The 23,308-nt window shown below is 53.3% G+C and carries 25 protein-coding genes; 12 read left to right on the forward strand and 13 right to left on the reverse strand.

The genetic code is table 11. From position 1 onward, the window contains the following. Positions 1–44: 44 nt before the first annotated feature. Positions 45–356 carry a YunC family protein gene (locus H575_RS01095; protein WP_052319887.1) on the reverse strand — a complete coding sequence of 104 codons (312 nt, stop codon included), beginning with the start codon at positions 354–356 and terminating at the stop codon, positions 45–47. 54 nt (positions 357–410) lie between these two features. Between H575_RS01095 and H575_RS01100 the strand changes: the two genes are divergently transcribed. The 3 genes from H575_RS01100 to H575_RS01110 all read left to right on the forward strand — a co-directional run bounded on the left by H575_RS01100 (position 411) and on the right by H575_RS01110 (position 2,133). Beyond that, positions 411–884: a peptide deformylase gene (locus tag H575_RS01100; protein WP_042696634.1), complete on the forward strand. Its 474-nt coding sequence runs from the start codon at positions 411–413 to the stop codon at positions 882–884. Between the two features lie 61 nt (positions 885–945). Further along, the gene (locus H575_RS01105; RefSeq protein ID WP_052319888.1) at positions 946–1,245 is read left to right on the forward strand and encodes a ferredoxin-thioredoxin reductase catalytic domain-containing protein; all 300 of its coding nucleotides are present in this window, start codon (positions 946–948) and stop codon (positions 1,243–1,245) included. A 96-nt stretch (positions 1,246–1,341) separates the two neighbouring features. Beyond that, the gene (locus H575_RS01110) at positions 1,342–2,133 is read left to right on the forward strand and encodes an ABC transporter substrate-binding protein (protein WP_042696636.1); all 792 of its coding nucleotides are present in this window, start codon (positions 1,342–1,344) and stop codon (positions 2,131–2,133) included. 111 nt (positions 2,134–2,244) lie between these two features. Here H575_RS01110 and H575_RS01115 read toward each other — a convergent pair whose 3' ends face one another. Further along, a complete protein-coding gene (locus tag H575_RS01115; protein ID WP_042696638.1) occupies positions 2,245–2,634 on the reverse strand; it encodes a 5-(carboxyamino)imidazole ribonucleotide mutase in 390 nt (129 codons plus the stop codon). Between the two features lie 64 nt (positions 2,635–2,698). Between H575_RS01115 and H575_RS01120 the strand changes: the two genes are divergently transcribed. From H575_RS01120 to H575_RS01135, 4 genes are all read left to right on the forward strand, one after another. Beyond that, positions 2,699–3,829, forward strand: coding sequence for a pyridoxal-phosphate-dependent aminotransferase family protein (locus H575_RS01120; RefSeq protein WP_042696640.1), 1,131 nt, complete (start codon positions 2,699–2,701; stop codon positions 3,827–3,829). Between the two features lie 59 nt (positions 3,830–3,888). Next, entirely contained in the window at positions 3,889–5,019 is a 1,131-nt protein-coding gene (locus tag H575_RS01125; RefSeq protein ID WP_042696642.1) for a pyridoxal phosphate-dependent aminotransferase, read from the forward strand. Between the two features lie 185 nt (positions 5,020–5,204). Beyond that, positions 5,205–6,860 carry a thermosome subunit alpha gene (gene thsA, locus H575_RS01130; protein WP_042696644.1) on the forward strand — a complete coding sequence of 552 codons (1,656 nt, stop codon included), beginning with the start codon at positions 5,205–5,207 and terminating at the stop codon, positions 6,858–6,860. 107 nt (positions 6,861–6,967) lie between these two features. Then, positions 6,968–8,038 carry a hypothetical protein gene (locus H575_RS01135; RefSeq protein WP_155897823.1) on the forward strand — a complete coding sequence of 357 codons (1,071 nt, stop codon included), beginning with the start codon at positions 6,968–6,970 and terminating at the stop codon, positions 8,036–8,038. 361 nt (positions 8,039–8,399) lie between these two features. Here H575_RS01135 and pyrF read toward each other — a convergent pair whose 3' ends face one another. From pyrF to H575_RS01155, 4 genes are all read right to left on the reverse strand, one after another. Further along, positions 8,400–9,038 carry an orotidine-5'-phosphate decarboxylase gene (gene pyrF / locus H575_RS01140; protein WP_042696648.1) on the reverse strand — a complete coding sequence of 213 codons (639 nt, stop codon included), beginning with the start codon at positions 9,036–9,038 and terminating at the stop codon, positions 8,400–8,402. After that, positions 9,039–9,977 (reverse strand): deoxyhypusine synthase, encoded by a 939-nt coding sequence (locus H575_RS01145; RefSeq protein WP_042696649.1) that lies wholly within the window; start codon positions 9,975–9,977, stop codon positions 9,039–9,041. It lies immediately after the preceding gene. Between the two features lie 97 nt (positions 9,978–10,074). Then, a complete protein-coding gene (locus H575_RS01150; RefSeq protein WP_143744978.1) occupies positions 10,075–10,551 on the reverse strand; it encodes a hypothetical protein in 477 nt (158 codons plus the stop codon). 273 nt (positions 10,552–10,824) lie between these two features. Beyond that, the gene (locus tag H575_RS01155) at positions 10,825–11,742 is read right to left on the reverse strand and encodes a hypothetical protein (protein WP_042696652.1); all 918 of its coding nucleotides are present in this window, start codon (positions 11,740–11,742) and stop codon (positions 10,825–10,827) included. 238 nt (positions 11,743–11,980) lie between these two features. On the opposite strand from H575_RS01155, the gene H575_RS01160 reads away from it, so the two are divergent. After that, positions 11,981–13,180 (forward strand): ammonium transporter, encoded by a 1,200-nt coding sequence (locus H575_RS01160; RefSeq protein ID WP_042696654.1) that lies wholly within the window; start codon positions 11,981–11,983, stop codon positions 13,178–13,180. 21 nt (positions 13,181–13,201) lie between these two features. Beyond that, positions 13,202–13,534 (forward strand): P-II family nitrogen regulator, encoded by a 333-nt coding sequence (locus H575_RS01165; protein WP_042696655.1) that lies wholly within the window; start codon positions 13,202–13,204, stop codon positions 13,532–13,534. Between the two features lie 53 nt (positions 13,535–13,587). Here H575_RS01165 and H575_RS01170 read toward each other — a convergent pair whose 3' ends face one another. After that, positions 13,588–14,811, reverse strand: coding sequence for a tRNA(Ile)(2)-agmatinylcytidine synthase (locus tag H575_RS01170; protein ID WP_042696657.1), 1,224 nt, complete (start codon positions 14,809–14,811; stop codon positions 13,588–13,590). 49 nt (positions 14,812–14,860) lie between these two features. On the opposite strand from H575_RS01170, the gene H575_RS01175 reads away from it, so the two are divergent. The 3 genes from H575_RS01175 to nikR all read left to right on the forward strand — a co-directional run bounded on the left by H575_RS01175 (position 14,861) and on the right by nikR (position 17,418). Further along, complete coding sequence (locus H575_RS01175) at positions 14,861–15,814, forward strand: transcriptional regulator (protein ID WP_042696659.1); 954 nt, start codon at positions 14,861–14,863, stop codon at positions 15,812–15,814. A gap of 114 nt (positions 15,815–15,928) precedes the next feature. Continuing rightward, positions 15,929–16,906: a cobalt transporter CbiM gene (gene cbiM / locus H575_RS09370; RefSeq protein WP_342664202.1), complete on the forward strand. Its 978-nt coding sequence runs from the start codon at positions 15,929–15,931 to the stop codon at positions 16,904–16,906. A gap of 92 nt (positions 16,907–16,998) precedes the next feature. Then, positions 16,999–17,418: a nickel-responsive transcriptional regulator NikR gene (gene nikR, locus H575_RS01185; protein WP_042696660.1), complete on the forward strand. Its 420-nt coding sequence runs from the start codon at positions 16,999–17,001 to the stop codon at positions 17,416–17,418. A 32-nt stretch (positions 17,419–17,450) separates the two neighbouring features. Here the strand turns inward: nikR and H575_RS01190 are convergent, their stop codons facing one another. From H575_RS01190 to H575_RS01215, 6 genes are all read right to left on the reverse strand, one after another. Beyond that, positions 17,451–18,581: a nitrogenase component 1 gene (locus H575_RS01190; protein WP_042696662.1), complete on the reverse strand. Its 1,131-nt coding sequence runs from the start codon at positions 18,579–18,581 to the stop codon at positions 17,451–17,453. Continuing rightward, the gene (locus H575_RS01195) at positions 18,574–19,593 is read right to left on the reverse strand and encodes a nitrogenase component 1 (protein WP_052319889.1); all 1,020 of its coding nucleotides are present in this window, start codon (positions 19,591–19,593) and stop codon (positions 18,574–18,576) included. The genes H575_RS01190 and H575_RS01195 overlap by 8 nt, the downstream gene beginning before the upstream one ends. 7 nt (positions 19,594–19,600) lie before the next feature. Continuing rightward, on the reverse strand, positions 19,601–20,407 hold the full coding sequence (gene cfbC / locus H575_RS01200; protein WP_042696664.1) for a Ni-sirohydrochlorin a,c-diamide reductive cyclase ATP-dependent reductase subunit: 807 nt from the start codon (positions 20,405–20,407) through the stop codon (positions 19,601–19,603). Positions 20,408–20,494: 87 nt separating this feature from the next. Further along, positions 20,495–21,976 (reverse strand): TrkH family potassium uptake protein, encoded by a 1,482-nt coding sequence (locus tag H575_RS01205; protein ID WP_042696666.1) that lies wholly within the window; start codon positions 21,974–21,976, stop codon positions 20,495–20,497. A 65-nt stretch (positions 21,977–22,041) separates the two neighbouring features. Continuing rightward, positions 22,042–22,812, reverse strand: a complete 771-nt coding sequence (locus tag H575_RS08820; protein WP_052319890.1) for an A24 family peptidase C-terminal domain-containing protein — start codon at positions 22,810–22,812, stop codon at positions 22,042–22,044. Positions 22,813–22,862: 50 nt separating this feature from the next. Continuing rightward, on the reverse strand, positions 22,863–23,240 hold the full coding sequence (locus tag H575_RS01215; protein WP_245241090.1) for a carboxymuconolactone decarboxylase family protein: 378 nt from the start codon (positions 23,238–23,240) through the stop codon (positions 22,863–22,865). Positions 23,241–23,308 lie beyond the last annotated feature (68 nt).

A 23,308-nucleotide genomic window follows, 5' to 3' on the forward strand; every position in this document is an offset into this window, starting at 1 on the left:
ACAACGGATTGATTGCTAAAAAATCTTTGCTCCATGCAGGGATTTCAGGAACAAAAACGCATAAGTGCATCATACCCGCTCATCCCGATCCTGACACCGGCTTTCTCTGCTGACTCTGTCATATCAACGATTTTTCCGGCAAGAAGCTCTTCGAGGGTTGAAACGCCGGTGATCCTCGCGGCCGGTATCCCGAGTTTATCAAATGTCTTCATATCGAAAAATCCGCAGCCGATGAATCCTCCGGCAGTCTTGATAAAAATCAGATTCGACCGCGGGACCGGCAGACAAAAACCCTCGAACTCTTTTCCGTTCACAACGCCCGATGCATGCCCCGGGTGGTCATACGCTAACTCCATACCTATCTATTGGCAATCACAACACTAAAACGATTCCAGAGAGAAAAGAATCATATGATTCGCGAGATACGAAAATACGGAGACCCTGTACTCTTTCAGCAGGCGGAAACGGTCGAAAAGTTCGGGGAAGAAGAGCTCGGCATTCTGACGGATATGTGGGACACCATGATCCAGAACAGATGCGTCGGCCTTTCAGCCCCCCAGATAGGCGTGTCAAAACGTCTGTTCATCGTAAACGTCGGCGGAGTAACAATCAAAGGAGCCAACCCCGAAGTCCTCAAAGAGGGAACGCTGGTTGAAGAGATGGAAGGAAGTCCGTGCATTCCGGGAGTCCAGCGGCCGGTCCGGCGGCCGGGAAAGATCATCTGCAGATATCTCGACATTTCAGGCCAGATCATCGAAACCGAACTCAAAGGAGTGGCCGCCCGGGCATTTCTGCATGAAAAGGATCATCATGACGGGATCCTCTTTCTCGACCACTTAAAACCGATACAGAAACGCATGATCCAAAAATCCCTGGAACCATAAGTGTGCCGCCTCACTAGCCGCAAACCAAACCCTGATAACTTTTGAGAGGGAATATCTGCTGATGAATCTTATTCCCACCCGCGACGAGATACGCGAAGTCGCCGAGCAGATACGACCGTCGATCGAGAAGGTCGCCGTAAAAAAAGGCTGGGCGCTCAATGATAACAAAGATATCACTAATTCAACGATCGAAGGAATAGCCAGAAACAAACTCGTGTACGGAAAACGGTTCTGTCCCTGCCGTATCCCGACCGGGGACGCCGAGGCCGATAAAATATACCTATGCCCGTGCAGGGACTCCGCAGCAGATATCGAAGCGTTTGGTCACTGTCATTGTTATCTGTACTTCAAAAAAGAATAACATGTAACTACTCTTTCACACACTTTTGAAAATCATTCTGAAATTCCTGCGCCCGGGAAGCAAGTGATTTATAGAAGAAACAGAAATGATTAACAGATGGATAGAAAAGTGTTTTTAGGGGCGATCATAGCCCTTCTTGTGGTGGCTGCTGTTTTAACGGCAGGCTGTGTCGGCACTCAGTCCGAGAAAAAAACCTATATCGTCGGTATCGACGGGGACTACCCGCCGTACTCCTACGTTGATGAAAGCGGCAAATTCGCCGGATTCGATGTTGAATCGATCCGGTGGATCGCAGAGCAGGAAGGCTTCAATGTCGAGATCAAGGCAGTCGCCTGGGACGGAATCATTCCAGCACTCCTTGGAAACAAGATCGATATGGTCTACTCCGGAATGACGATCACTCCGGCCCGTGCAGCTCAGGTAACCTTCTCCAAACCCTACTGGAGCGTTGATCAGGGTGTCGCCGTAAAGAAAGGCTCTGCTGTCACGATGGACCAGTTCAAGGCAGGAGACGTCACGATCGGTGTGCAGAGAAGCTGTTCGGCAGATCAGTACATCCAGAGCGATGACTTCTTTGGCCAGGCAAAGTACGACCAGATGGTAAAAGACGGAAAGATCAAACTCTATGATACCTTCCCCCAGTCGATGGTCGCTCTGGAAAACGGTCTCGTGCAGACGGTCATCTTCGATGATGTAAACATCAAAGACTACATCAAAGCAAAAGATGCGATCATCATTCTCGGAACCATTCCGACCGGTGAAGAGTATGGTGTGGCTATGAGAAACGGTGATACCGAACTCCACACGCTCATCAACAACGGACTCACCAAACTGATGGCTTCCGAGAAATGGAACGAGCTTCTCGCCAAGTACATCATCGAAGCATAAGTGTGAAAACCAGCTGCCAAAAACCGGCAGCCTCTTTTTTATAATCTGACCGACACGAAATCGTCCCGTGTCACTGTGTAAAAATCAGCACCGGCAGAGCCGCCAAAAAAATTAGTTTTTCCCAAGGATCCTTGCCGCGAAATGTCCGGCATTCTCCCCGCCGTCCACCGCCATACAGGCGACCGGGACCCCTTTTGGCATCTGGGCGATCGAAAGAAGAGCGTCCAGCCCGCCGGCGATCTTCCCGGAGACCGGGACCCCGATCACCGGTTTTTTCGTCCTCGCGGCGACGACCCCCGGAAGAGCCGCCGACATCCCCGCAATACAGATAAAGACCAAAGCATCCGACGACTTGACGTAGGCATCCAGTTTATCGGCATCGCGGTGAGCAGAGATGAACTGAACATCGAAGGAAATATTGTATGATTGAAGAACGGTCGTTGCCTTATCAACGATCGTCTGATCCGAAACTGAACCGGCTATAACTGCGACTTCTGGCATCTGATAAAACCTCTATGGAATTAGTATATGTATGTCTATTCTCATATATGTAACAGACTTTCCCATGTATAAAGAAACTCTGCTCATGATGCCCGGTCCCGTTCCGATGCCGGAAACGGTCCGAAATGCAATGACGAAACAGGCGATCAACCACCGAAGCAAAGAGTTCGGCGACTGCTACGCAGATATCGTTCGGACCCTCAAACCCGTCTTCGGCACCGAAAACGACATGCTCGTCCTCTCCGGATCCGGAACCGCGGGACAGGAAGCCGCCATCGGTTCGTTTGCCAAAGGCAAAAAGATCGTCTCCCTCGTCAACGGAAAGTTCGGCGAACGCCTCGGTCTCATCTCCAAACTCTACGGCGAGACCGCCATGCTCGAGTCCGAATGGGGACACGCCCTGGATCTCGAAGCCCTCAAACAGGAACTGGAAAACGGCGCCGAAGTCGTGACCCTCGTACATAACGAGACGTCCGCCGCGATCCTCAACCCGGCCGAAGAAGTCGGAAAACTCGCCCGAAAATACGACGCTCTCTTCATCCTTGATGCGATCACCTCGATCGGCGGAGACACCGTAAAGGCAGATGCATGGGGAGCCGACGTAACGATCGTCGGAAGCCAGAAATGTCTTGCAGCCCCTGCAGGACTTGCCGCCGTTTCCGTCTCACAAAGAGCCTGGGACAGACTTTCCGAAAACAGGCCCTTCTACCTCGACTTAAAGAAAGCAAAGAAATCCGCCGACGGCAGCCCGATGGAAACACCGACCACACCGGCCGTCCCCTTATTCCTTGCACTGCGCGAAGCCTGCAGACTCATTGAAGAAGAGGGACTCGAAAACAGGATCGCACGCCACCACAAAATGTCCGGCGCCGTTCGGGCTGCCGGGGAAGCATGGGGACTTTCCCTCGTTCCCCAGGTCGATACTCTGCACAAAGCCTCGAACACCGTCACCGGATTCTTCTATCCCGAAGGCGTCGAGGATGCAAAGATCCGCGGAGCCTGCAAAAAGATGGGCATCGAGTTCGCCGGAGGCCAGGACAGATTCAAAGGCAAGATCTTCCGGATCGGCAATATGGGTATCATCGATACACCCGAGATCATCGCGACCGTTGCCGCCGTCCAGATGTGCTTCAAAAAAGCCGGGTACAAACTCGAAGGTGACGGACTTTCCGCAGCCGTCGATTTCTTATCCTAATCCCTTTTTTTCAGGCCAACATCTTTCCTTAAATATCTTGCAGAACAGACATAGAAGGTATGTTGCCTCTTTCAGAAAACATCGCTGCAGTCCCCCCGTCCGCAACGATGGCGATGAACAACCGTTCAAAAGAGATGATCTCAAACGGTATAGATGTCATCAGCCTCGCGGTCGGCGAACCTGACTTCGCTACGCCCGCACACATCACCAAGGCCGCAATCGACGCCTTACACCGGGGCGAGACCCACTATGCTCCTTCCCGCGGAATCCCCGCTCTGACCAAAGCGATAGCTGAAAAACTCAATACAGAAAACCATATCCCGACCGCCCAGAACCGGATCCTTTGTACAAGCGGCGCCAAAGACGCGATAAGGATCACAATGACGGCATGCCTGAATCCCGGCGATGAAGTCATCATCCTCGACCCGGCATGGGTCTCCTATGATCCCTGTGTCACCATCGCCCGGGGAAAACCGGTCCATCACTCTCTCAACGATAATTTCCAGGTCGATGAATCCCTCTACGAAAAAATCACCGATAAAACCAAGATGATCATCGTCAACACGCCGTCGAACCCCACCGGTTCGATCCTCGGGCGGTCATCACTCCGGATCCTTGCGGATGCCTGCATCGACCACGACCTGTATTGTCTTTCGGACGAGATCTATGAAAAGCTCGTCTATGGACAGGAACATGTGTCGATGGGATCCCTGCCGGACATGGACGAACGCACGATCACTATCAACGGATTTTCCAAAGCCTACGCAATGACCGGATGGAGACTCGGTTATATCTCAGCTCCGGAAACCGTTATCCCGTACATGGACAAAGTCATGCAGCATTCGGTTGGAAACGTCAATACCTTTTCCATGTGGGGGGGCGTCGCTGCTCTCACCGGGGATCAGACCTGTGTTGAGTCCATGCGAAAAGAGTTCGAGGCGCGGAAAAAATATGTCATCGGCAGACTTGCCGGCATGGGACTGAAAACTGCACCGGCAGACGGAGCATTCTACGCCTTCATCAACTGCGGAGGAGACGACGGAGCAACGGCCAACCATTGGCTGGACAAAGCCCACGTCGCCGCCACCCCGGGATTTGCTTTCGGAGCTCCGGGCTGGATCCGCATCTCCTATGCTGCTTCCATGGAACGGCTGGAAGAGGCGCTCGACCGTATCGAATCCGTCCTCTGATCAGCAGAACCCTCTTCTTCTCCCCAATTTTTCTTCGGCGCGTACCGGGTGTCCTGCATACAGTCAGGAAGATAGGGCCCGAAAACATCGCCGATGACCGTCAAAAATAATCATGTTTATATAGAACCACTAAACAACATATTCCATACATTACTCTGTCAAAACAGGGTATAGGTGATTATACTATGTCAGCACAACTTGGCGGACAGCCAATTTTTATCCTCAAAGAAGGAGGAAACCGTACTCGCGGACGGGATGCACAGAGCATGAACATCGCAGCGGCAAAAGCCGTCGCCGGAGCCGTAAGATCGACTCTTGGTCCGAAGGGAATGGACAAGATGCTCGTCGACACCATCGGAGATGTTGTCATCACTAATGACGGTGTCACCATCCTCAAAGAGATGGACATCGAACACCCGGCAGCAAAGATGATGGTCGAGATCGCAAAGACCCAGGACGATGAAGTCGGCGACGGAACCACTACCGCAGTCATCATTGCAGGCGAACTCTTAAAGAAAGCTGAAGAGCTTCTCGAGATGGACATCCACCCGACCGTTATCACTCTCGGATACAGACAGGCAGCAGAGAAAGCACAGGAGCTTCTCAAGACCATCGCGATCGATGTCAAAGCAAAAGACACCGCGATCCTTGCAAAGATCGCCGGAACCGCGATGACCGGCAAGAACGCAGAATCCTCCAAGGACAAACTCTGTGACCTTATCGTTCGCGCTATTACCCTCGTTGCAGACGCCGACGGAACAGTCGACACTGAAAACGTCAAGGTCGAGAAGCGTGTCGGCGGCTCGATCGACGAGTCCGAGATCATCGAAGGAATGATCATCGACAAGGAACGTGTCCACCCGGGCATGCCCAAATCCGTGAAGAATGCAAAGATCCTTCTGCTCAACGCAGCCGTTGAATACAAGAAGACCGAAGTCGACGCAGAGATCTCCATCACGTCCCCTGATCAGCTCCAGATGTTCCTCGATGAGGAAGAGCGTATGATCAAGAGCATCGTCGAGAAGATCAAAGCATCCGGCGCAAATGTTCTGTTCTGTCAGAAAGGTATCGACGACATTGCACAGCACTACCTCTCCAAAGCAGGTATCTTCGCAACCCGCCGTGTAAAGAAATCCGATATGGAAAAGCTTGCACGCGCAACCGGCGCATCACTTATCTCCTCGATCGACGCGATCTCCGGCGATGAGCTCGGTATTGCCGGTATCGTCGAAGAACGCAAAGTCGGCGGCGAAGAGATGATCTTCGTTGAGAAATGCAAGAACCCGAAGGCAGTCTCGATCATCATCAAAGGCGGAACCGACCACGTTGTTGACGAGCTCGGCCGTGCACTCGAAGATGCACTCCGTGTCGTTGCCTGTGTCGTTGAAGACAAGAAAGTTGTGGCCGGCGGAGGCGCTCCTGAAGTTGAGCTCTCCCTCAGACTCCGCGAATACGCAGCGACCCAGGGCGGACGTATCCAGCTCGCGATCGAAGCATTCGCAGGCGCACTGGAAATCATCCCGAGAACCCTTGCAGAGAACGCAGGTCTCGACCCGATTGACAAACTTGTAGAACTCCGTGCAGCACACGAAAAAGGACACAAAACCTTTGGTCTTGATGTCTTTGAAGGAAAGGCAGTCGATATGTGGGAAGCAGGCGTTGTTGAGCCGCTCCGTGTAAAGACCCAGGCAATTTCCTCAGCAGCAGAAGCCGCTGTCATGATCCTCAGGATCGATGACGTCATCGCATCCGCGAAGTCAGCCGGACCATCACCCGAAGAGATGGCCGCGATGGGCGGAGGCATGGGCGGAATGGGCGGCATGCCCCCGGGAATGATGTAAAGGCAGAAATGCCCCGGGAGAATTCTCCCTCATCTTTTTTTCGATCATTCACGACCTTTAACTATTTTCAAACGCTAATGGTATAGTAATATCAGAGGAATTTTTCCGTGCGTCACGAAGTATTGTATCAGTATGATCTCCCGATCGAGATCCTGGATGACATTCCGCGGACCGAAGAGGTCCTGAATGTGATATACGCACGGAGTAAGGATAAATTTCTGATCCCTATCCTGCTGACCCGTCTTCGCATGATCTGGGGATACCCTGAGCGTCAGACGGTGTACCGGATCTATGAGATGAACTATATCGATCTGCTGGAGGCGTCAGTCCGGGTGCCTGCTGCGGTCGCGCCGACTCTTACGCTGAAAACGGTGAATAACGATAAGTATGTTTTCCATAATCTCAAGAATTCGGTCGAGGAGCTGAGGGCTGCTCTGCTGACGCTGCGGGAGATGATGAATATGAAGGCGGGAAACAACTGGGAGATCGCGGCGAAACATAATCTGCTTACAGAAGAGTATCTGGTACGGCAGAGCGTGCATAAGCCGGCGGAGGGGACAGGGGAGGATGATGTTTTTGAGGAGGAGCCCCCGGCGGGATCCCGTGCCGGCAAGTCGGCGGAGAGTCTGTTTGCTGATCTTGCGGAAAGGAACGGCGCCGGAGATGCGTTTTTCGAGGAGGGGGGAGGTCAGACGGGAAAGGAGATCGAGGAAGCCAAGGCGGCCTGGGTCTCGCGGATGGTGGAGTCGGTCTCTCCCAAGCCGGAGCCGGTAAAGAAGGCAGATGAACCGGTGAATGATGTGATCGTGTTCGAGAAGGATTCGGGGAAGATGGACGATCAGTGGCATGATGAGGGGAAAGGGGATGCGATGATCCTGCCGGGAGGACGGACCCGGGTCGGGGGCGGGCGGTATAAGCATCTTGCGAACGATTCTATGGGTCTGCCGGAGGATGATGACTCGGTGGTGTATGTTTCGAAGACGGTGAGGCCGGATATCCAGAGACCCCCGGCGGCAAGACCCGTTTCGCCGGTAACGCTGGAGCCGCGTGAGGGGCTGGATGATGAGGCGATCGATAAGTCCCTTGAGGCGCTGAAGTATCTGCGGGAGAACGGGATCATCACCGAGGATGAGTATAAGAAACGGTGTCTGGGACTTTTTAAGAGGACCGGGTTGTAAATAAATAGCGGGTTGCTCCGAAGGGGCGGTCTTAGCGGAGGCGGCCCGGTCCGTCGGACCGGGCTCGGCTGGGCAAGTTTTCGAAGGAAACTTGCGATCAAGTCAATAGACTTGCGAGCAAACCGAAGGTTTGCGACAGCGGATACAGCGAAATTCTAAAAATCAGGCGGAGTATAGCTGGGTGTGGAGACAAGAGAAAAACCAACCGCGCCGATTCAAGCAAGCGAAACGATTCGGAGAGCAGATCTCTGATTTACGGTTTGCAGTTGATTTTATCTAAGGTTTCCACACACAGCCTTACACTTTCCGGATTTGATCCAGTCCAACACAACAGATATCCTGCGTAAAAAAAAGAAAAAGATCAGAGTGCCCGCACACGGAACTCGTGCGCTGCTTTCCCCGGATCTGCTGATTCGTAGATGGCACGGCCGACGATGATCCCGTCAACATACTTTTTTACATCTTCCGGCTGTGCTCCCTGAGCTCCTACGCCGGGCGAGTAGATCTTCATCGAACCGCCGATGACCGACCGCAGCACAGCCGTCCGGTCAGGACGCGTGGCGGGGGCGATGATCCCGTCGGCCCCTGACTCCTTTGCCATCTTCGCCATTCGTTCGGCATTTGCCCCGCTCAGAAAATCAAGAGCTCCCGGGTGACTCATCTCGCAGACCACAAAGGCGCTTCCCCCGTGATCGTGGGCCCCGTCCACGATCGCCTGGAGAGAATCCGACCCGCAGAATGCGTGGGTGATGATCCCGGAACATCCTGCTGCAAAGACCTCTTCGCAGATAAGGGCGTTGGTGTTTGGGATGTCGGCGACTTTAAAGTCGGCAATGATCGGGATGTTTGCTTTGGCAAGCTCCTTCACGATGCCAAGACCGGTCGAAAGGACCAGAGGGTAGCCGATCTTAATCGCATCCAGCTCCCCTTCGCAGGCCAGAGCGACGCGGGCTGCTTCTTCTCTCCCCTTCACGTCAAGAGCGAGCAGAAGTTCAGCCATTTATTTTCTCTCCAGCCGTTCCAGGGCGGCGGCCGCAAGGATGGGGAGGGTTATCGTGGCATCGCCGTATACGGTAACGCCTGTCCCTCCTTCCCCGATCTTACCCCAGGACTTTGCCTCGTCAAGGGTCGCTCCGGAAAGTCCGCCAAGGTCGGGGCGGTCTCCGGTGAGCTGGATAACGTAGGTGAAGTCATTTGGCGTCATCAGCATGCTCTGGAGCGTGAAGTTCTTCGGGACCCCTCCCCCAACTAAAACCGCTCCGGCTTTTTTGACGTTGAAGACCTGATTCATCAGAACATGCATATCGCCGATCGCGTCGAGGATCGTCTTTTTGTGGAACTGGGAGAACATCCAGTACTGGAGACCGAGGACCGAGTCCTGAAACGCCGGGCAGTAGACGGGGACGTCATGTTTTGCTGCCGTTGCAAGAATTCCCGTGTCGAGCTGTTCACCGATCGTTTTCAAAAGGCTGCTGATCGTGACCGGCGCTTCGGGAAGTCCGCAGTAGACGTCCTGAATAAACTCTTCCAGATCCTCGAACGCATCATTCGGCAGAAAGACATCGTAGATCCGGTTTACTTCATCGTTTCTGAGTTCGACATCATCGCACTCGGCTTTACCGTGGTAGTGGTGGCAGCCGATCGCCTCGATAACGTCATGGGTGAGGTTTGCGCCCGTTGAGGTCAGCACATCGATGTGACCTTTTTCTATCAGAGTCGAGACGATCCCTCCCATTCCCGCCGGGACCATGGCTCCGGAAAGAGCGAAGAATTTGGTCATGTCAGGATCAGAAAGCATCTTTTCATAGACTTCTACTGCGTGGAAGAGACTTCCTCCGTTGTATGCTCCTGCTTTTCCCATCTCACAGACGAGTTCATTTACGGTCATGTCGCCGCGCGGGATAAACTGCTTGACCTGGGTGCTACAATGTTTATGCATGATTTTGACCTTTTGCTGGATAAGGTTGGGCGGGTATCACCATATAAGTATGTCTTGTTTTTTGCGGGGAAAGGAGGGAGGGGCAACGGATGATCCGTCACACACAATTCAGTTTCGAACAGCGGATCGACGTGACCGACCCGTCGGAAAAAACGCCTTTCATAGAGACATCCCGCTCCCCGGCAACCCCGCGGGCGGCTCCCGAAAATGTACAGGTATTATTGACAACTGCCTGCCTGGCCTCCTGATCCGAAAGCCTCACTCCTTCGATACAGATGATGACCTCGGTAAGATCCGCTGCATCCTCCCCGCAGGCGATAAAAACAACCACATCCTCGCCCACAACCGAAACCTGCGCTCCCACATCCTTTTTCAGGATAGGATTCTCTACAAACAGATTGGTCCCAAGCATTCCGGTACTCGCGAGACCCAGAATGATCACCATGAGCAGAGCTATCAGAATGATCGTCGCAGACGTCAGGGTCTTTCCTTTCCTGATTCTGGATCCGGGCCGTTTCTGCATAATACTGCCGTACTCTTCCCCGCAGCTGTCCTTTAGGACCTGCGCCGCCAATTAAGACATCCATTCGCCGGATCTATCACACCAACGGGTTTTTCGGCCGGACCAAAGCCCGGGCTCAACCGAGAATGCACTAAACCGTTATACAATCTACCAATGGAAATCAGAATGTATTAATCTTTCCGTCAGGGTAAAATCATGTAAAACAAAGAAAGAGACACAACGCCAAAAAAATATAAAAAAAATGCTCACAGAACAAATGGTGAGGGCAGCAGTATCCACACTGCTTTGTACTCCACATCCCCCACCTAACAGTATTATATGACGTTAACTGCTTTTAATCTTACCGTCTTTCCCTGAGAGAACACCCTGTTTTCTCAGGTCTGAGACGACTCCGGACAGATACTCGGCTGAAATATCATAGGAAATGACATCATCCGTTCCTTCAAGCGGAAACGCCGGGGCATCAAACGCGGCAAGCAGTTCGGCCTCGCTCTGTTTTCCTTCTGAAACGAGGGCATGGATCCGGGCGATCAAAGCCTGTTTGAAAAAGACCGCGTCCACAAACCGGGCAGCTTCGTCGTCTTCAACATCCATATTATCCAGAAGCTCGGCCAGATCCTCGATATCGGAAACGAACAGAAGCTCGGCGCCGGCGGTTATGATATACGCCGTCGCAGATGAGGTCCGGATATGGCTGCTGACTCCGGCCTCTTTCAGATCGTCTTCCATAACCCCGCTGAAGTCCGTGTAGGCATACATAACCCGGAGCTCGTTTGGATCCTTGATGTCAAGAAGCGTGTAGCATTCGTTTTCCTCTGAGACTTCCAGAAGCTCGTTATCCTCCAGGGTCCCAAGGATCATCAGTGCGTTCATGAACTTGTCGGACGCCTGTTTCTGCACATCCTCACCCATCGCATCGATGGATTCAGCCTGCGCGAGAAGCTGCGAAGGCGTTGCTTCCGTCAGGGAATCCCCGGGTTTGTGCGATGCGAAAAACTCTTCCAGGGTTTTTCTGCGTGTAAGAAGGTCTGATTTCAGTTCATCCAGATCGGCATCCTTTTCACGCGCCCCGATCAGCTCGATGAGATGCAGAATCGACGCGATCGTGCCCTCAAAATACGGCGTGCCCGAAAAGCTGTGTTCTACAGATATCCGTGACGGACATCCCTTTTCCCGGAGATACTTCTGAAATGCGGCCGCATCTTCCCGGGAATAAAAGGTGATTTTCTCTTCCAGTGTCATCTGGGTATCTGGTATGTCCTCTAAATGGTTATTAATTCTGTGTCAGTGTGACACTTGTTAACATGGAGCATATAATTTTATATCAGGAGCGCCTATAATAAAAATGCACATCAACACCACATAAAATCCGGAAATACAGTTTGGTCTCCGGGCGTGGTGAAGAGCCACGACGGGTCGGGGGCGGGACTGTTTTTTCGGGTTATTTGTATTTGGTTGTGCTGATTTAGGTGAATCACTCATGGATCTTGATACTGGTGCAACAGCCTGGGTTCTCATTTCAGCAGCATTAGTGTTGATGATGGTTCCCGCAGTCGGGCTGTTCTATGGCGGAATGGTAAGGAAGAAAAACGTCATCTCAACGATGATGCTTTCATTTACGGCACTTGCCCTTGGAATCGTTCAGTGGATCATCATCGGCTACTCGCTTGCCTTCGGCGGCGATGTGGGCGGCGTGATCGGCTGGTCTCTGGAGTATGTCGGTCTTTCGGGGATCCCGCTTGACGGCGTGACAAACGGGATACCTGATGTTCTGTTCGTCTGTTTCCAGATGATGTTTGCCTGTCTGGCACTGGCGATCCTGACATCAGGTATCGTCGGACGGGTGAAGATGTCGTCCTACATAGTCTTCGGTCTTCTTTGGCTGACACTGGTCTACGCTCCTCTTGCCCACTGGGCGTGGGGAGGGGGATGGGCAGCACAGCTCGGAGCCCTTGATTTTGCCGGAGGAACAGTCGTTCACATCAGTTCAGGATTTGCAGCGCTCGCGCTTGCTTTGGTGATAGGGAAGCGGATCGGCTACGGAAAACACATGTTCTCTCCGCACAACATTCCAATGACGCTTATCGGCGGAATGTTTCTGATCGTCGGCTGGTTCGGGTTCAACGCAGGGTCCGCCCTTGCAGCAAATGAACTCGCTGCAAGTGCGTTTCTCGTTACAGCTGCCTCAGCCGCCACCGGTGCTCTGACATGGATGGCACTTTCCTGGAAGAGCGGAAAGCCGAGTTCGCTTGGATTTATCTCCGGGGCCCTGGCCGGTTTGGTCGGGATCACTCCGGCGGCCGGATATGTGAACGTGGTCGGCGCGATGCTGATCGGTGTTCTGACAGCGATCGTCTGTTACGCGGCTCTTACCTTCAGGATCAAGAAGGGGCTCGACGAGTCTCTCGATGCCTGGGCGATCCACGGTATGGGCGGCTTCGCCGGCGCAGTTCTGACAGGGGTCTTTGCCGTTTCCGCGATCTGCGGGGTCGGAGGACTTCTTGAAGGAAACATACAGCAGTTTGGCATTCAGGTCCTTGACGCGGTGATCGCAATGGTCTACGCCTTTGGACTGACATTTGTCCTTGGATGGATCATCAACAAGACGATGGGTCTCCGGGTCACGGAGGATGAGGAGTACATCGGTATGGACCTTGCCCAGCACGGTGAACAGGCATAAGCACAAAAGAGGTTTCACAACATGAAAATGATAACAGCGATCATCCGCCCGGAAAAGGTGGATGAGGTATTGAATGCACTTGAACAGAACAGCATCCCGGGGGTCACGATCACCGATGTTCTCGGACGCGGTGAACAGGGAGGGGTCTGTCTTCAGTACAGGGCCGGCAAAATGCAGGTGAAGACCCTCCCGAAGACCAAACTCGAGATCGTCGTCCCGGACAAAGATGTGGAGGTGTTGATAAAGATCATCCGTGAACATGCACGGACCGGTAAAAAAGGAGACGGAAGGATCTTTGTTCTGCCCGTTGAAGCGGCAGCATGGGTCAGAACCGATGAGTACATCACCGGATAAAACCCTTTTTACTCTTTCCCTTCTCTCTATCCAATCTTTTTTTAATGCTCTGATCAGTTGTTTTGATCTCTCATCCTGACCGCAGGTTTTGCCAGATGCCGTCTGGATCCGGGCGGAACTTCATACCATTTCATCTGAAGGGTTCGGGAAAGATCCGGCACCTCGCGGACTCTTGCAGAACATTCCCGACATTTGTATCCCTTGTCTTTTCCGGCAGAGGTCATCCTTCCCCCGCAGACCGGACACTTCGGGGAGACCCGCATCTTTTGTCCGGCAAGTTCCTCAGGCCGGAACTTTTCCAGATGCAGGACATCTTTCTGAAAACTGCCGCAGACGGTGATTTGATCCCCGCAGGCAAGTTCGCGGACCGCGTTCCTGAAATATTTGGTCGGTTCAAAAGCAAACACGGAGATGTTCACCCCCCCGCGGGAGATCGTAAACTGCACATGACCTCCGCGGTTCGTTTTCGGCGCTGACGCCACGATCCCTGAAAACCGGTAGGATTCGCCTTCGGCCGGCCCTTCCTTTGGAAGAGGAAGAAGATGGGCATCCGTTCCCTGATTCGTTTCCCAGATCCTGGAAAATGCCGGCTCTTCCGTCTCCAGATACCCGGCCGCTTCCTGCACCCAGGCTGGGCTTTCCCCGCGGATCCCGTATAATACCGGATCTTTTCCATGCGGAACGCAGACGATCGCTCTTCGAATAAAATCCACTGTGTCCCAGGTATGGGGAGCCGTTTTCTCTTCGGAAATAAAAAATCCCTCGTCTTCGAAGATCCGGGGGGTCCCAAGCACCTCAGCCTTTCGGTAGGCAAGACACTCGTAGGTTTTGTCCGGGAGGACGGATGAAACGGCTGCAAGCGCCCCGATCAGTCCGCGGCCGTTTTTGTATCCTTTATACAGTGCATGGATCGTATCCAGCCGGGAAACCGTCTCTTGAATCGTGCAGAATCTCTGCAGAGCCTGGAAATAATACGCCGGATCCGGCGCTGACTCGACAACTACCACGCCGGGATTGGTCTTTTCACAGGAAAACTCCGCAAACCGGTCCACAAATCCGCAGGCGATTTTTAACACGGTCTCAGGGTCCCCTCCAACGATCCCGATGCAGACGGCGGCATTTCCCCGGGTCTTCCAGACAACGTTTGGATTCAGCCGGACCAGACGGCAGCTGGAGACCGTATACCCCATACGGTCCAGCTCATCAGCTATGAGTGCTCCAAGATAGGTTGTGCACATCCCGTCCGGTGAATCCGTATCGTCAAGCCCGAGTAACATAAATGATATTATTTTATAGAACCGCATTACTATTACGATTATACATCTCATGTCCAACGACAGACTCCTCCAGACCGTGGTCAGTATCCTCCTGATGACCGGATACAATGTCTCGGAACGATGTGAAATTCGTCCGAGAAGTTTCGACCTGATGACATCAAAGGGAGAGAATCTGCTCGTTATCAAAGTAGTTTCACAGATCGACAGTGTAAACGAAGACATTGCATGGGACCTGGACAAGATCGCACGCCATCTCCACGCGGTCCCGCTTATCATCGGAGAGCGCGCGCGGGATGTTGCTTTGGAGCGCGGAGCGATCTATGTCAGATACGGGATAAACGCCGTTTCGTCTGCCACCCTGTATGATTATCTTGCAGAAGGCGAACTCCCGCTTGTGTATGCTTCACCGGGAGGTCTGTACGTGAACATCGACGCTGACAGACTTCGAACCCTGCGTGAAGAACAGTCGATGTCTCTTGGCGATCTCGCCCATGCATTGGGGGTCTCCAGACGGACGATCAGCAAATACGAAGGGGGGATGGGCACGACCCTTGAGATGGCGATGAGGCTCGAGGAGTTTTTCAACGACGATATCGTCATGCCGATCGATCTGCTGAATTATACGCCGGCAGAGGAGGCACGCGGCCCGGCATCCCTGCCGTCCGGCCATACAGCAGAGCCGGACGCTCTGCCAAAACGGCCGGAGGATCACCTCCGATCGATAGGGATCGACGTGCAGGAACTGAGAAGAGCGCCCTTCCACGCATTTGCGGTATTTGAAAACAAAACGATCCTTACCTGTTACGGTTCACCGCAGAAAACCGTGCAGAGGGCGGAACTTCTCGGAAACATCTCCCAGATCACCGGAACGCATTCGCTTTGCGTGGTTTCCGATTACCGCAAAGAGAAGATGATCGGCAAAACGCTGGTGATCGGCGAGGCGCGTCTGAAAGATGTGGAGGAGGGCGGAGATCTGCTGGATATGGTCACCGATGAAAAATAACACGAACTGCAGATTCGGGTCATAAAAATATTACATTTTTTTCCATCAGGCATCTGCCGTAACACTTATTAGATAACACGTGTTATTCTAATATACAGGTGAAAGACCACGCATATTCCTGATTTTCTGTTCGGCTATAGCGGACTCGGCATCCCTATCGGCATCGTATTCTGGATAATTGCCCTTGTTTTTATCGTTCTTTCGATCAACTGGGCGCGGAAAAATCTTGATGAGGCAAAAATCCCGATCCTTGCGGTCATAGCTGCAGGAATCTTTGCCCTTCAGGCTTTCAATCTCCCGACCGGGTTTGGCGTCTCGGGCCATTTGGTGGGCGGAGCGCTCGCAGCAATCATTCTCGGCTCGCCGTTTGCCGCCGTTTTTGTGCTGACGATCGTTCTGATCATCCAGGCGCTCATCTTCGGCGACGGAGGTGTTCTGGCGCTCGGCGCAAACATCGTCAATATGGGCGTGATCGGCGGATTTGTCGGATTTTACTCATATAAGGGGATCAAAGCCTTCATCCCGGCGATCCCTGCCGCCGGAGCTGCCGGGATAGCAGCCTGGCTTGCCTGCGTTCTCGCGGCCTGTTTCGCGGCGGTTGAAATCGCCCTTCTCGGCGCGGTCCCGATCGGGATCGGACTTCCGACGATGTTTGTCTACCATGCACTGATCGGTATCATCGAAGGCGTCATAACCGCGGTCGTGGTGACCCTGATCTTCACCGTCCGGCCGGAACTTACCGGAGACACAACAAAACAGCCGGTTCCGATGAAAAAAGTTCTGGCCGCCGGTCTTGTGATCGCGCTCATCATCGGCGGATCTGCGGTCTTCTTCGCTTCAAGCGACCCGGACGGGCTTGACAGCACCCTGCTTGTAAGCGGAGGCGTCAAAGAGCTCTTTGCTCCGGCAACCGGAGAGGAGATCGCTGAGGCGGAGGATCCGGTCGGCTGGTCGGCTCCGATGCCCGATTATGCGCTTGGAGAAAGTACGGCGGGAGCGATCATTGCCCTGATCATCGGGATCTTTGCAGCTCTCGTTATTATTCTTCTTGCAGCAAAGATCGTCTACTCCTCCTCGGGGAAGAGGAACTAATCCCTCTCTTTTTCATTCGAAGTATGTGTGAGTGTGCACATAATTCAGATTATGTAAGAACTATAATATAGAGCTACGACAAATACTTCATCATGGTTGGAGAGTCGGATCTTTCACGCATAGGTATTTCACTGCCTGAGAACCTTCTGAATAAATTTGATGATATCATCGGAAAACGCGGATACTCATCACGATCCGAAGGGATCCGTGACGCGATCCGGTCTTATATCACCTATTATGAATGGATGAACGACGTGTCAGGCGAGCGTCAGGGAGTCATCACGATGGTCTATGATCATGATCACCGCGGTCTTATGGAAGCGATCACTGAGATCCAGCATTCAAACAGACATATCGTCCAGTCGACGATCCATTCTCATGTCAGCGATGAGCGCTGTCTTGAAGTCATCCTCGTCAGAGGACAGGGCGAACAGCTGAAACAGCTTGCAGAGCGCCTGATGTCCCTGAAAGGCGTCGAGTCGGTCAAACTGACAACAATAAAAACCGACTGAGATCGTCGGTCAAAATAAGACTCTCTTATTTTTTATTTTTTTGTGTGAGACGCGGCATCTATCAGCGTATTCAGCACATTTTCCAGAAACATGATCCCCCCTTCGATGCCGGCGATCGGCCGGGCGGCAATCGAGACCCGGCTCCGGTCGGGAGGGGTGATCCCGAGGAAGGAAGCAGCCGGATACGCGTTTGCTTCAAAGGTGGAGCCAAGGATCAGATCAGGACACGCTGCGCTGATTTCCCGGACGATCTTCGTCAGATCGGTCTCGCAGGGGATATGGGCCGCGTCACGGTTTCGTGCAAGGACGACCGGGACCTCGGCGCCGAAGTAGCGTTCCAGCATTGTTTTGGCAAACAGCGCGTAACTTTCCTGAGCGCAGACGGCGGCTACCGGCGGCTCATATTTGCGGAGATATTTGTCGCTTGAATAAAACATCTGTTCATCGGCACGCCGCCACTCCTCGAGGACCGGTTCGATATCCGCATCCGGAAACGTTTCAGCGAGGTTTGCACAGGTGTCTTTTACGTCCGTAAACAAAAACGAGCCGAGCATCGTTCCAACACCGGACGGATACGACGGATTGACCGAGACCGTGTGCAAAGCGGCCCCTTTTCGAAGATCTGCATACCTGTCTTTTGCAAGCCGAACGCCGACCGGGATATCCATAAGCCGTAAAAGCCGCTCGGCTTCGTGCAGATTTCCCCGCCAGAAAAGATCGAGAAGGGAAACGCCGTCGATGTTCACGCCGTTTCGCGAAGGATCGGTTTTGATCCCCAGGCAGTCATATGCGGTCTTTGCCCCCTCCTCGGCATTGCCGAGAAAACCTGGTGCATCGACAAGGACGGCGTTTTTGTTTTCCAGCGCCCCGGAGAGATCTTCGCCGGTAAGCGCCGGGATGCAGGTGTTCAAAACGGCGACCGGCCGGTCGGCGGACGAAAGCCCGTCCACGACCTCTTTTAAGCGGCCGGTCGTGCCGAACACGATCTCCGATTCCAGAAGATAGGTGCAGAACAAAGGAACCTTCAGCAGTGACCGGGGATAATAATAACAGCCCGAAGAGCCGTGGATCAAGACATCCAGTCCGGAGATGCCGGCAAGAACGGAACAGGCTCCGGTCATGGCGCACGGCCAGACAGGATTCACGCAGAGACCTTTATCCATGGAGAATCGCCCTCCGCCAGAGGTAAAGCATTTTCACGGTCCCGGATGCGCCTACCGGCAGATAGAACGGCAGTCTGACGTTTATTCCGTTTGGAGACTCGGTCATATCCAGACAGGCAAGCGCTTCGCGTGCAGCGGTGAGGGTCCCTTCAAACGGTTCTGCGCCGAGACAGACCCTGCTGCCTGCAAGATTTGCAAACCGTTCGAGCATTTTTTTCTGGTATTTGGTCTCCTGCAGGACAGCAGATTCGATTTTTTCCGCAGAAAGTCCGCAGGCTTTGCCGGTCTCCTGCAGAAATGAAACCGATCCGGAAAGTCCGCGGGGAAAACCGCCGACCACCGGGCGGCTGAACCTTCTGCCGAGTTCCCGGCCGGCGTCAGCGCAGCGTCCGTCCCGCAAAATAAAACAGGAGACGGTGCCAAGCTTTCGAAGATCCGACACCGCGGCGTTTCTGCAGAATCTGACCGAAACGGTCAGACCGAGAAGGTCGAGCAGCCGTTGTACTTCGGCGAAGTTCTCCTCGACCTCGGACTCCAGATTTTTTTCCCCGATGATCCCGACGGTTCCCGGTACCGGATCTGCAGGCTCTGCCAGAGCCGAGAGTCCGATGAGAGCGGCATTCTCTCCGTCCTTTGCACTTCCGCCGAGAAAGCCGGATGTCGGGATATAGAGCGTGCGTTCTGCATACGGGTGTTCCCGGCAGACGGCAAGACAGTCATCCCCGATCGTTTCCGGGACACAGGAGGTGACAACGATGATCAGCTCCGGCTTTTTTTCTGCCGCACGGTCGAGTGCCTGTCTGAGACAATCCTCTCCGCCGAAGATGACATCTTTGTCCGAAAGCCCGGAGACGAGTATCTCAGGAACGATTCTAGTCTCTGCTTCGTTCATCAGCGCGTGGAGCATGGAAAACGTCTGATGGGCGCAGCCTTTCGGGGCATGGACTACCGTTACTGCCCCGGGAATAAAACAGGCGACGGAAAGGGCGCCCGTGAGGGTGCACCCCCCCATCCGTGATTCAGAGATACTCTCTTGCAAGCTCTTCCAGTTCCTCCAGTGCAAGCGGGGTCGGGATCCGAAGATCGGTGTTTTCCAGAATGATCTTTGCACAGTCCCGATACACTTTTGCCTGATTTGACGCCGGATCATGTTCGATGACCGTCATCCGGTTCACCTCCGCAGCTCTTACTGAGTTGCTCCGCGGAATAAAACAGACAAGTTTTGAGCCGATCCGTTTTGCAAACTCCTCGACGAGTCCCTGTTCGTTATCCATATTTTTTGCATTGCAGATCACGCCGCCGAGCCGGCATTTTGCCGAGCTCCGCTCTGATATTCTGGCGATCGCTTTGCAGATATTGTTCGCCGCATAGAGACTCATCAGTTCTCCGCTGGTGACGAGATAGACCTCCTGGGCATATCCGTCCCGCATAGGCATGGCAAATCCCCCGCAGACGACATCGCCGAGAACGTCATATACGACAACGTCCCCGTAGAGTGCCTGCATTTTTTCCAGGAGCTGAAACGTCGCGATGATCCCCCGGCCGGCACATCCGATCCCCGGTTCGGGTCCTCCGGCTTCGACACAGCGGATGTTCCCAAATCCCTGATAGATGATGTCTTCACTTCTGATCTCTTTGTGATCATACATCTGCTCAAGAACGGTCGGAATCCATCGGCCATGCATAAGCATCCGTGTGCTGTCATGTTTCGGGTCGCAGCCGATCTGCATGACATCCAGCCCCATCTCCGAAAATGCCGCCGAAAGATTTGCCGATGTCGTGGATTTTCCAATACCTCCCTTTCCATAGAGGGCGATCTGTCTCATTCCTGTATATATTGATCCGCAGGATACATATAATTTGAGTTAAATCCATGCAGTCTGGGAAAGACGGCTCTTTGCGGGGAGCGTTTCTTATCCTCTCTTTTTCGATCCCTTCTGGGTGTCAAACCCTCGAAGGACACCCCAGCCGAGGATGAGGGCCGGAATGATCTCCAGTCTGGCGACCCACATGACGAAGAACAGAATGATCTTTGCATAATCCGGCATCAGCGGCCCGACGACGCCGGTCGAACTGCCGTTGTTGCCAATACAGCTGCAAAGATCATAGACGGTGTTTGCAAGATTTGCCGAGAAGTACGGGTCGTGAAGAAACACGATCAGCGTTCCAACCAGAAGTAACAGATATAAGAGGATGAGCAGAAGGGATTTTGCGATCAGGCCTTCCGCATATTTTCCGTAGATGGGTTTTCCGTCATGACGCATCGGGATGACGGCTCGCGGACTCCGGAGCGTTTTTCTGAACCACCAGCCGAGAGCCTCGAACATGACCTGGATACGATTCAGTTTGATACCTCCCGATGTACTTCCCTGCCCTCCTTCGATCAAAAGAAAGATCGAGAGAAACAGGATGGGCGCCATTCCCCAGCCGGCAAAGGTCGTGTTCTGGAACCCGGTGGAGCTGACAACGGTTCCGGCCATAAAAAGACCCTCCCGCAGCGTGTCCACAAGGGGCATTCCTGATACAGAAAGTTCAACGATCAAAACCGCGGAGACCAAGAGAAAAACCCCGATGATCATGTGCAGGACACGGTCGTGCAGGATCTCCCGAAACGATCTGCTGACATAAATGATATAATAGAGCCGGAAAGGAATGGCGCCGGCGAGCATGATCGGGATCAGCACCATTTCAAGCGCCAGATTGTCAAAGTGGGTTATCCCGACAGCGTATATGCTCATACCTCCGGTCGCGATCGCGCAAAAAGCAACGTTGACGGCATCCCAGAGACTCAGACCTGTCAGAAGGATCGCCACGATCGCGATCAGCGTTAAGATGAGATAGATCTTCCACATCTGAAAAGCGGTCGCGATCACGCTTGGCATAAATGATTCCGAGCCGCCTTCCGAACGGTAGAGGTTCTGGGTGACGAGACCTGAGCGGCTCGCGACCGTCAGCATAAAGGCGACGATCCCAAGCCCCCCGATCCACTGCATAAGGGAACGCCACAGAAGAATGGTCTTTGGCCAGTCTTCCAGGTTCGTTGTCAGGGTAAATCCTGTCCCCGTCCATGCAGACATGGATTCAAACGCAGCGTCGATAAAGGGCATGCCGGCAAAAATGAAGGGAAAACAGCCGAGAAATCCGACCAGCGCCCAGATGACCGCGGTCGCCGAGATCGAGAGACTGGCTCTCGGGGGTTTGGTGTTTTTTGGAAGGAGGTGGAGAAGGCCTCCAAGGCCGAGCATCGCGGCCGTGGAACTTGCCATCCAGGGAAGGGCATACCATTCCTGGTAAAGACAGCCTACAATGATTGGAAGAAGAGTGGCGGCACCTATGAGCAGAAGCACTGACCCGATATCGCGACCGATCGCCGGAAGTTCCCTGAGGTACCCCATTTGCAGTACATTTAGGCGTTTGACAATAATAGAAGTTCCCTGAAATCAGGGGTGCGGGGATCACGTCAGTACATTATCAGAGACCCGAGAACCAGATCCGTCAGAGAAAACCCAAACAGGGCAGTCACATACCCGACCGTGATCGGGATCATAAACGGGAGCCCGTACGAGATCCAGACATTGCCGGCTTTGGCATACAGTTCGAGCTGAGAAGCATAGGTTTCCGGCTCCTCCCTCAGACTCCTGATCGCCATCGCAGACCGGTTCCTCAGAGCACGGATCGAACTGTTTGGCCGGCAGAACTTTCGGGAGATGACCCCGTTAACTTCGGTGATCTCCTCGGAGACAAAACCGAAATACTTCGTGATAGAATCTCCCGGAACCGGTTTTCCCGAGCACATAAGCCAGAACGGCGCCCGGTTTCCGGCAAAAATATTCCGCAGACAAAAAAATGCCGGAACGATCAATGCAAAAACCGCACCGTTTACAAGAGAGGACAAGGCAAGCGAAGGAAAGATCCATGCAGCGAACGGGGTTATCGGGACCGCGAGTGACAAAAGGATCATGGCTTTTCCGTCCGCCACCCCGAAAAGGCCGAAATAGGTGAAGCCGGCCATCAAGAGTGCGACAAGAACGGAGGCCGCGAACACATACGCCGCCCAGGGAGCGGAAAATGCCCCGATCCAGAACCAGATCATCAGCACAGCGCAGCCGACCGCCGCCGGATACCAGGTCACGGCATAAATCGTCCGGGTCTTCAGGTCCTGCCAGCAGGCATACAAAAAGGTGATAAGAACCAGAAGCGCCGAGATCGACAGCGGCAGTGAAAGTATCATTGATTACGATTCGATCTGAAATCAGATAAATTCAATGGGTGAGGGTTACCTCACTCATTAAAAACAGATTTTGCCACGTACTTTCCGTGGACGTAGGACGGCATGCCGGCAAGCATATAGGATACACGCAGTGCCTCTTCCACTTCATCCAGCGTAACGCCGACCATCCTGGCCCCGTTGAGCTGGGCACGCAGAGCATGATCATCTCTCATCGCGGCCGCAATACCGATCGCAATCAGTTTTTTCTGTTTTCTCGTCAGAGAGCCGTCCGACCAGATGTAGTTGTCCAGTTTCAGAACTGCTTCATGCATCAGCGGATCGGTGTCCGCGAGTTCTTTGAAAAACACCGGAACGTGTCCGATATTGTGTTCAAGCTGCTTCATCTGCCCCTGACACCCGCAGGTGCCTTTTTTCTCTTCGTTCGACATTTAACTTCAGCGAAATATTGTCCCATAAGATAATTATTGTATCTATCGAAGCACCTTTTAATAGATTG

The sequence above is a fragment of the Methanocorpusculum bavaricum DSM 4179 genome (assembly GCF_000430905.1).
Lineage (GTDB): Archaea > Halobacteriota > Methanomicrobia > Methanomicrobiales > Methanocorpusculaceae > Methanocorpusculum > Methanocorpusculum parvum.

Coding starts and splice junctions, on each gene's coding strand:
- H575_RS01095 (WP_052319887.1), bottom strand. CDS start 356: ATGGAGTTAGCGTATGACCACCCGGGGCATGCATCGGGCGTTGTGAAC.
- H575_RS01100 (WP_042696634.1), top strand. CDS start 411: ATGATTCGCGAGATACGAAAATACGGAGACCCTGTACTCTTTCAGCAG.
- H575_RS01105 (WP_052319888.1), top strand. CDS start 946: ATGAATCTTATTCCCACCCGCGACGAGATACGCGAAGTCGCCGAGCAG.
- H575_RS01110 (WP_042696636.1), top strand. CDS start 1,342: ATGGATAGAAAAGTGTTTTTAGGGGCGATCATAGCCCTTCTTGTGGTG.
- H575_RS01115 (WP_042696638.1), bottom strand. CDS start 2,634: ATGCCAGAAGTCGCAGTTATAGCCGGTTCAGTTTCGGATCAGACGATC.
- H575_RS01120 (WP_042696640.1), top strand. CDS start 2,699: ATGTATAAAGAAACTCTGCTCATGATGCCCGGTCCCGTTCCGATGCCG.
- H575_RS01125 (WP_042696642.1), top strand. CDS start 3,889: ATGTTGCCTCTTTCAGAAAACATCGCTGCAGTCCCCCCGTCCGCAACG.
- thsA (WP_042696644.1), top strand. CDS start 5,205: ATGTCAGCACAACTTGGCGGACAGCCAATTTTTATCCTCAAAGAAGGA.
- pyrF (WP_042696648.1), bottom strand. CDS start 9,038: ATGGCTGAACTTCTGCTCGCTCTTGACGTGAAGGGGAGAGAAGAAGCA.
- H575_RS01145 (WP_042696649.1), bottom strand. CDS start 9,977: ATGCATAAACATTGTAGCACCCAGGTCAAGCAGTTTATCCCGCGCGGC.
- H575_RS01155 (WP_042696652.1), bottom strand. CDS start 11,742: ATGACACTGGAAGAGAAAATCACCTTTTATTCCCGGGAAGATGCGGCC.
- H575_RS01160 (WP_042696654.1), top strand. CDS start 11,981: ATGGATCTTGATACTGGTGCAACAGCCTGGGTTCTCATTTCAGCAGCA.
- H575_RS01165 (WP_042696655.1), top strand. CDS start 13,202: ATGAAAATGATAACAGCGATCATCCGCCCGGAAAAGGTGGATGAGGTA.
- H575_RS01170 (WP_042696657.1), bottom strand. CDS start 14,811: ATGTTACTCGGGCTTGACGATACGGATTCACCGGACGGGATGTGCACA.
- H575_RS01175 (WP_042696659.1), top strand. CDS start 14,861: ATGTCCAACGACAGACTCCTCCAGACCGTGGTCAGTATCCTCCTGATG.
- nikR (WP_042696660.1), top strand. CDS start 16,999: ATGGTTGGAGAGTCGGATCTTTCACGCATAGGTATTTCACTGCCTGAG.
- H575_RS01190 (WP_042696662.1), bottom strand. CDS start 18,581: ATGGATAAAGGTCTCTGCGTGAATCCTGTCTGGCCGTGCGCCATGACC.
- H575_RS01195 (WP_052319889.1), bottom strand. CDS start 19,593: ATGGGGGGGTGCACCCTCACGGGCGCCCTTTCCGTCGCCTGTTTTATT.
- cfbC (WP_042696664.1), bottom strand. CDS start 20,407: ATGAGACAGATCGCCCTCTATGGAAAGGGAGGTATTGGAAAATCCACG.
- H575_RS01205 (WP_042696666.1), bottom strand. CDS start 21,976: ATGGGGTACCTCAGGGAACTTCCGGCGATCGGTCGCGATATCGGGTCA.
- H575_RS08820 (WP_052319890.1), bottom strand. CDS start 22,812: ATGATACTTTCACTGCCGCTGTCGATCTCGGCGCTTCTGGTTCTTATC.
- H575_RS01215 (WP_245241090.1), bottom strand. CDS start 23,240: ATGTCGAACGAAGAGAAAAAAGGCACCTGCGGGTGTCAGGGGCAGATG.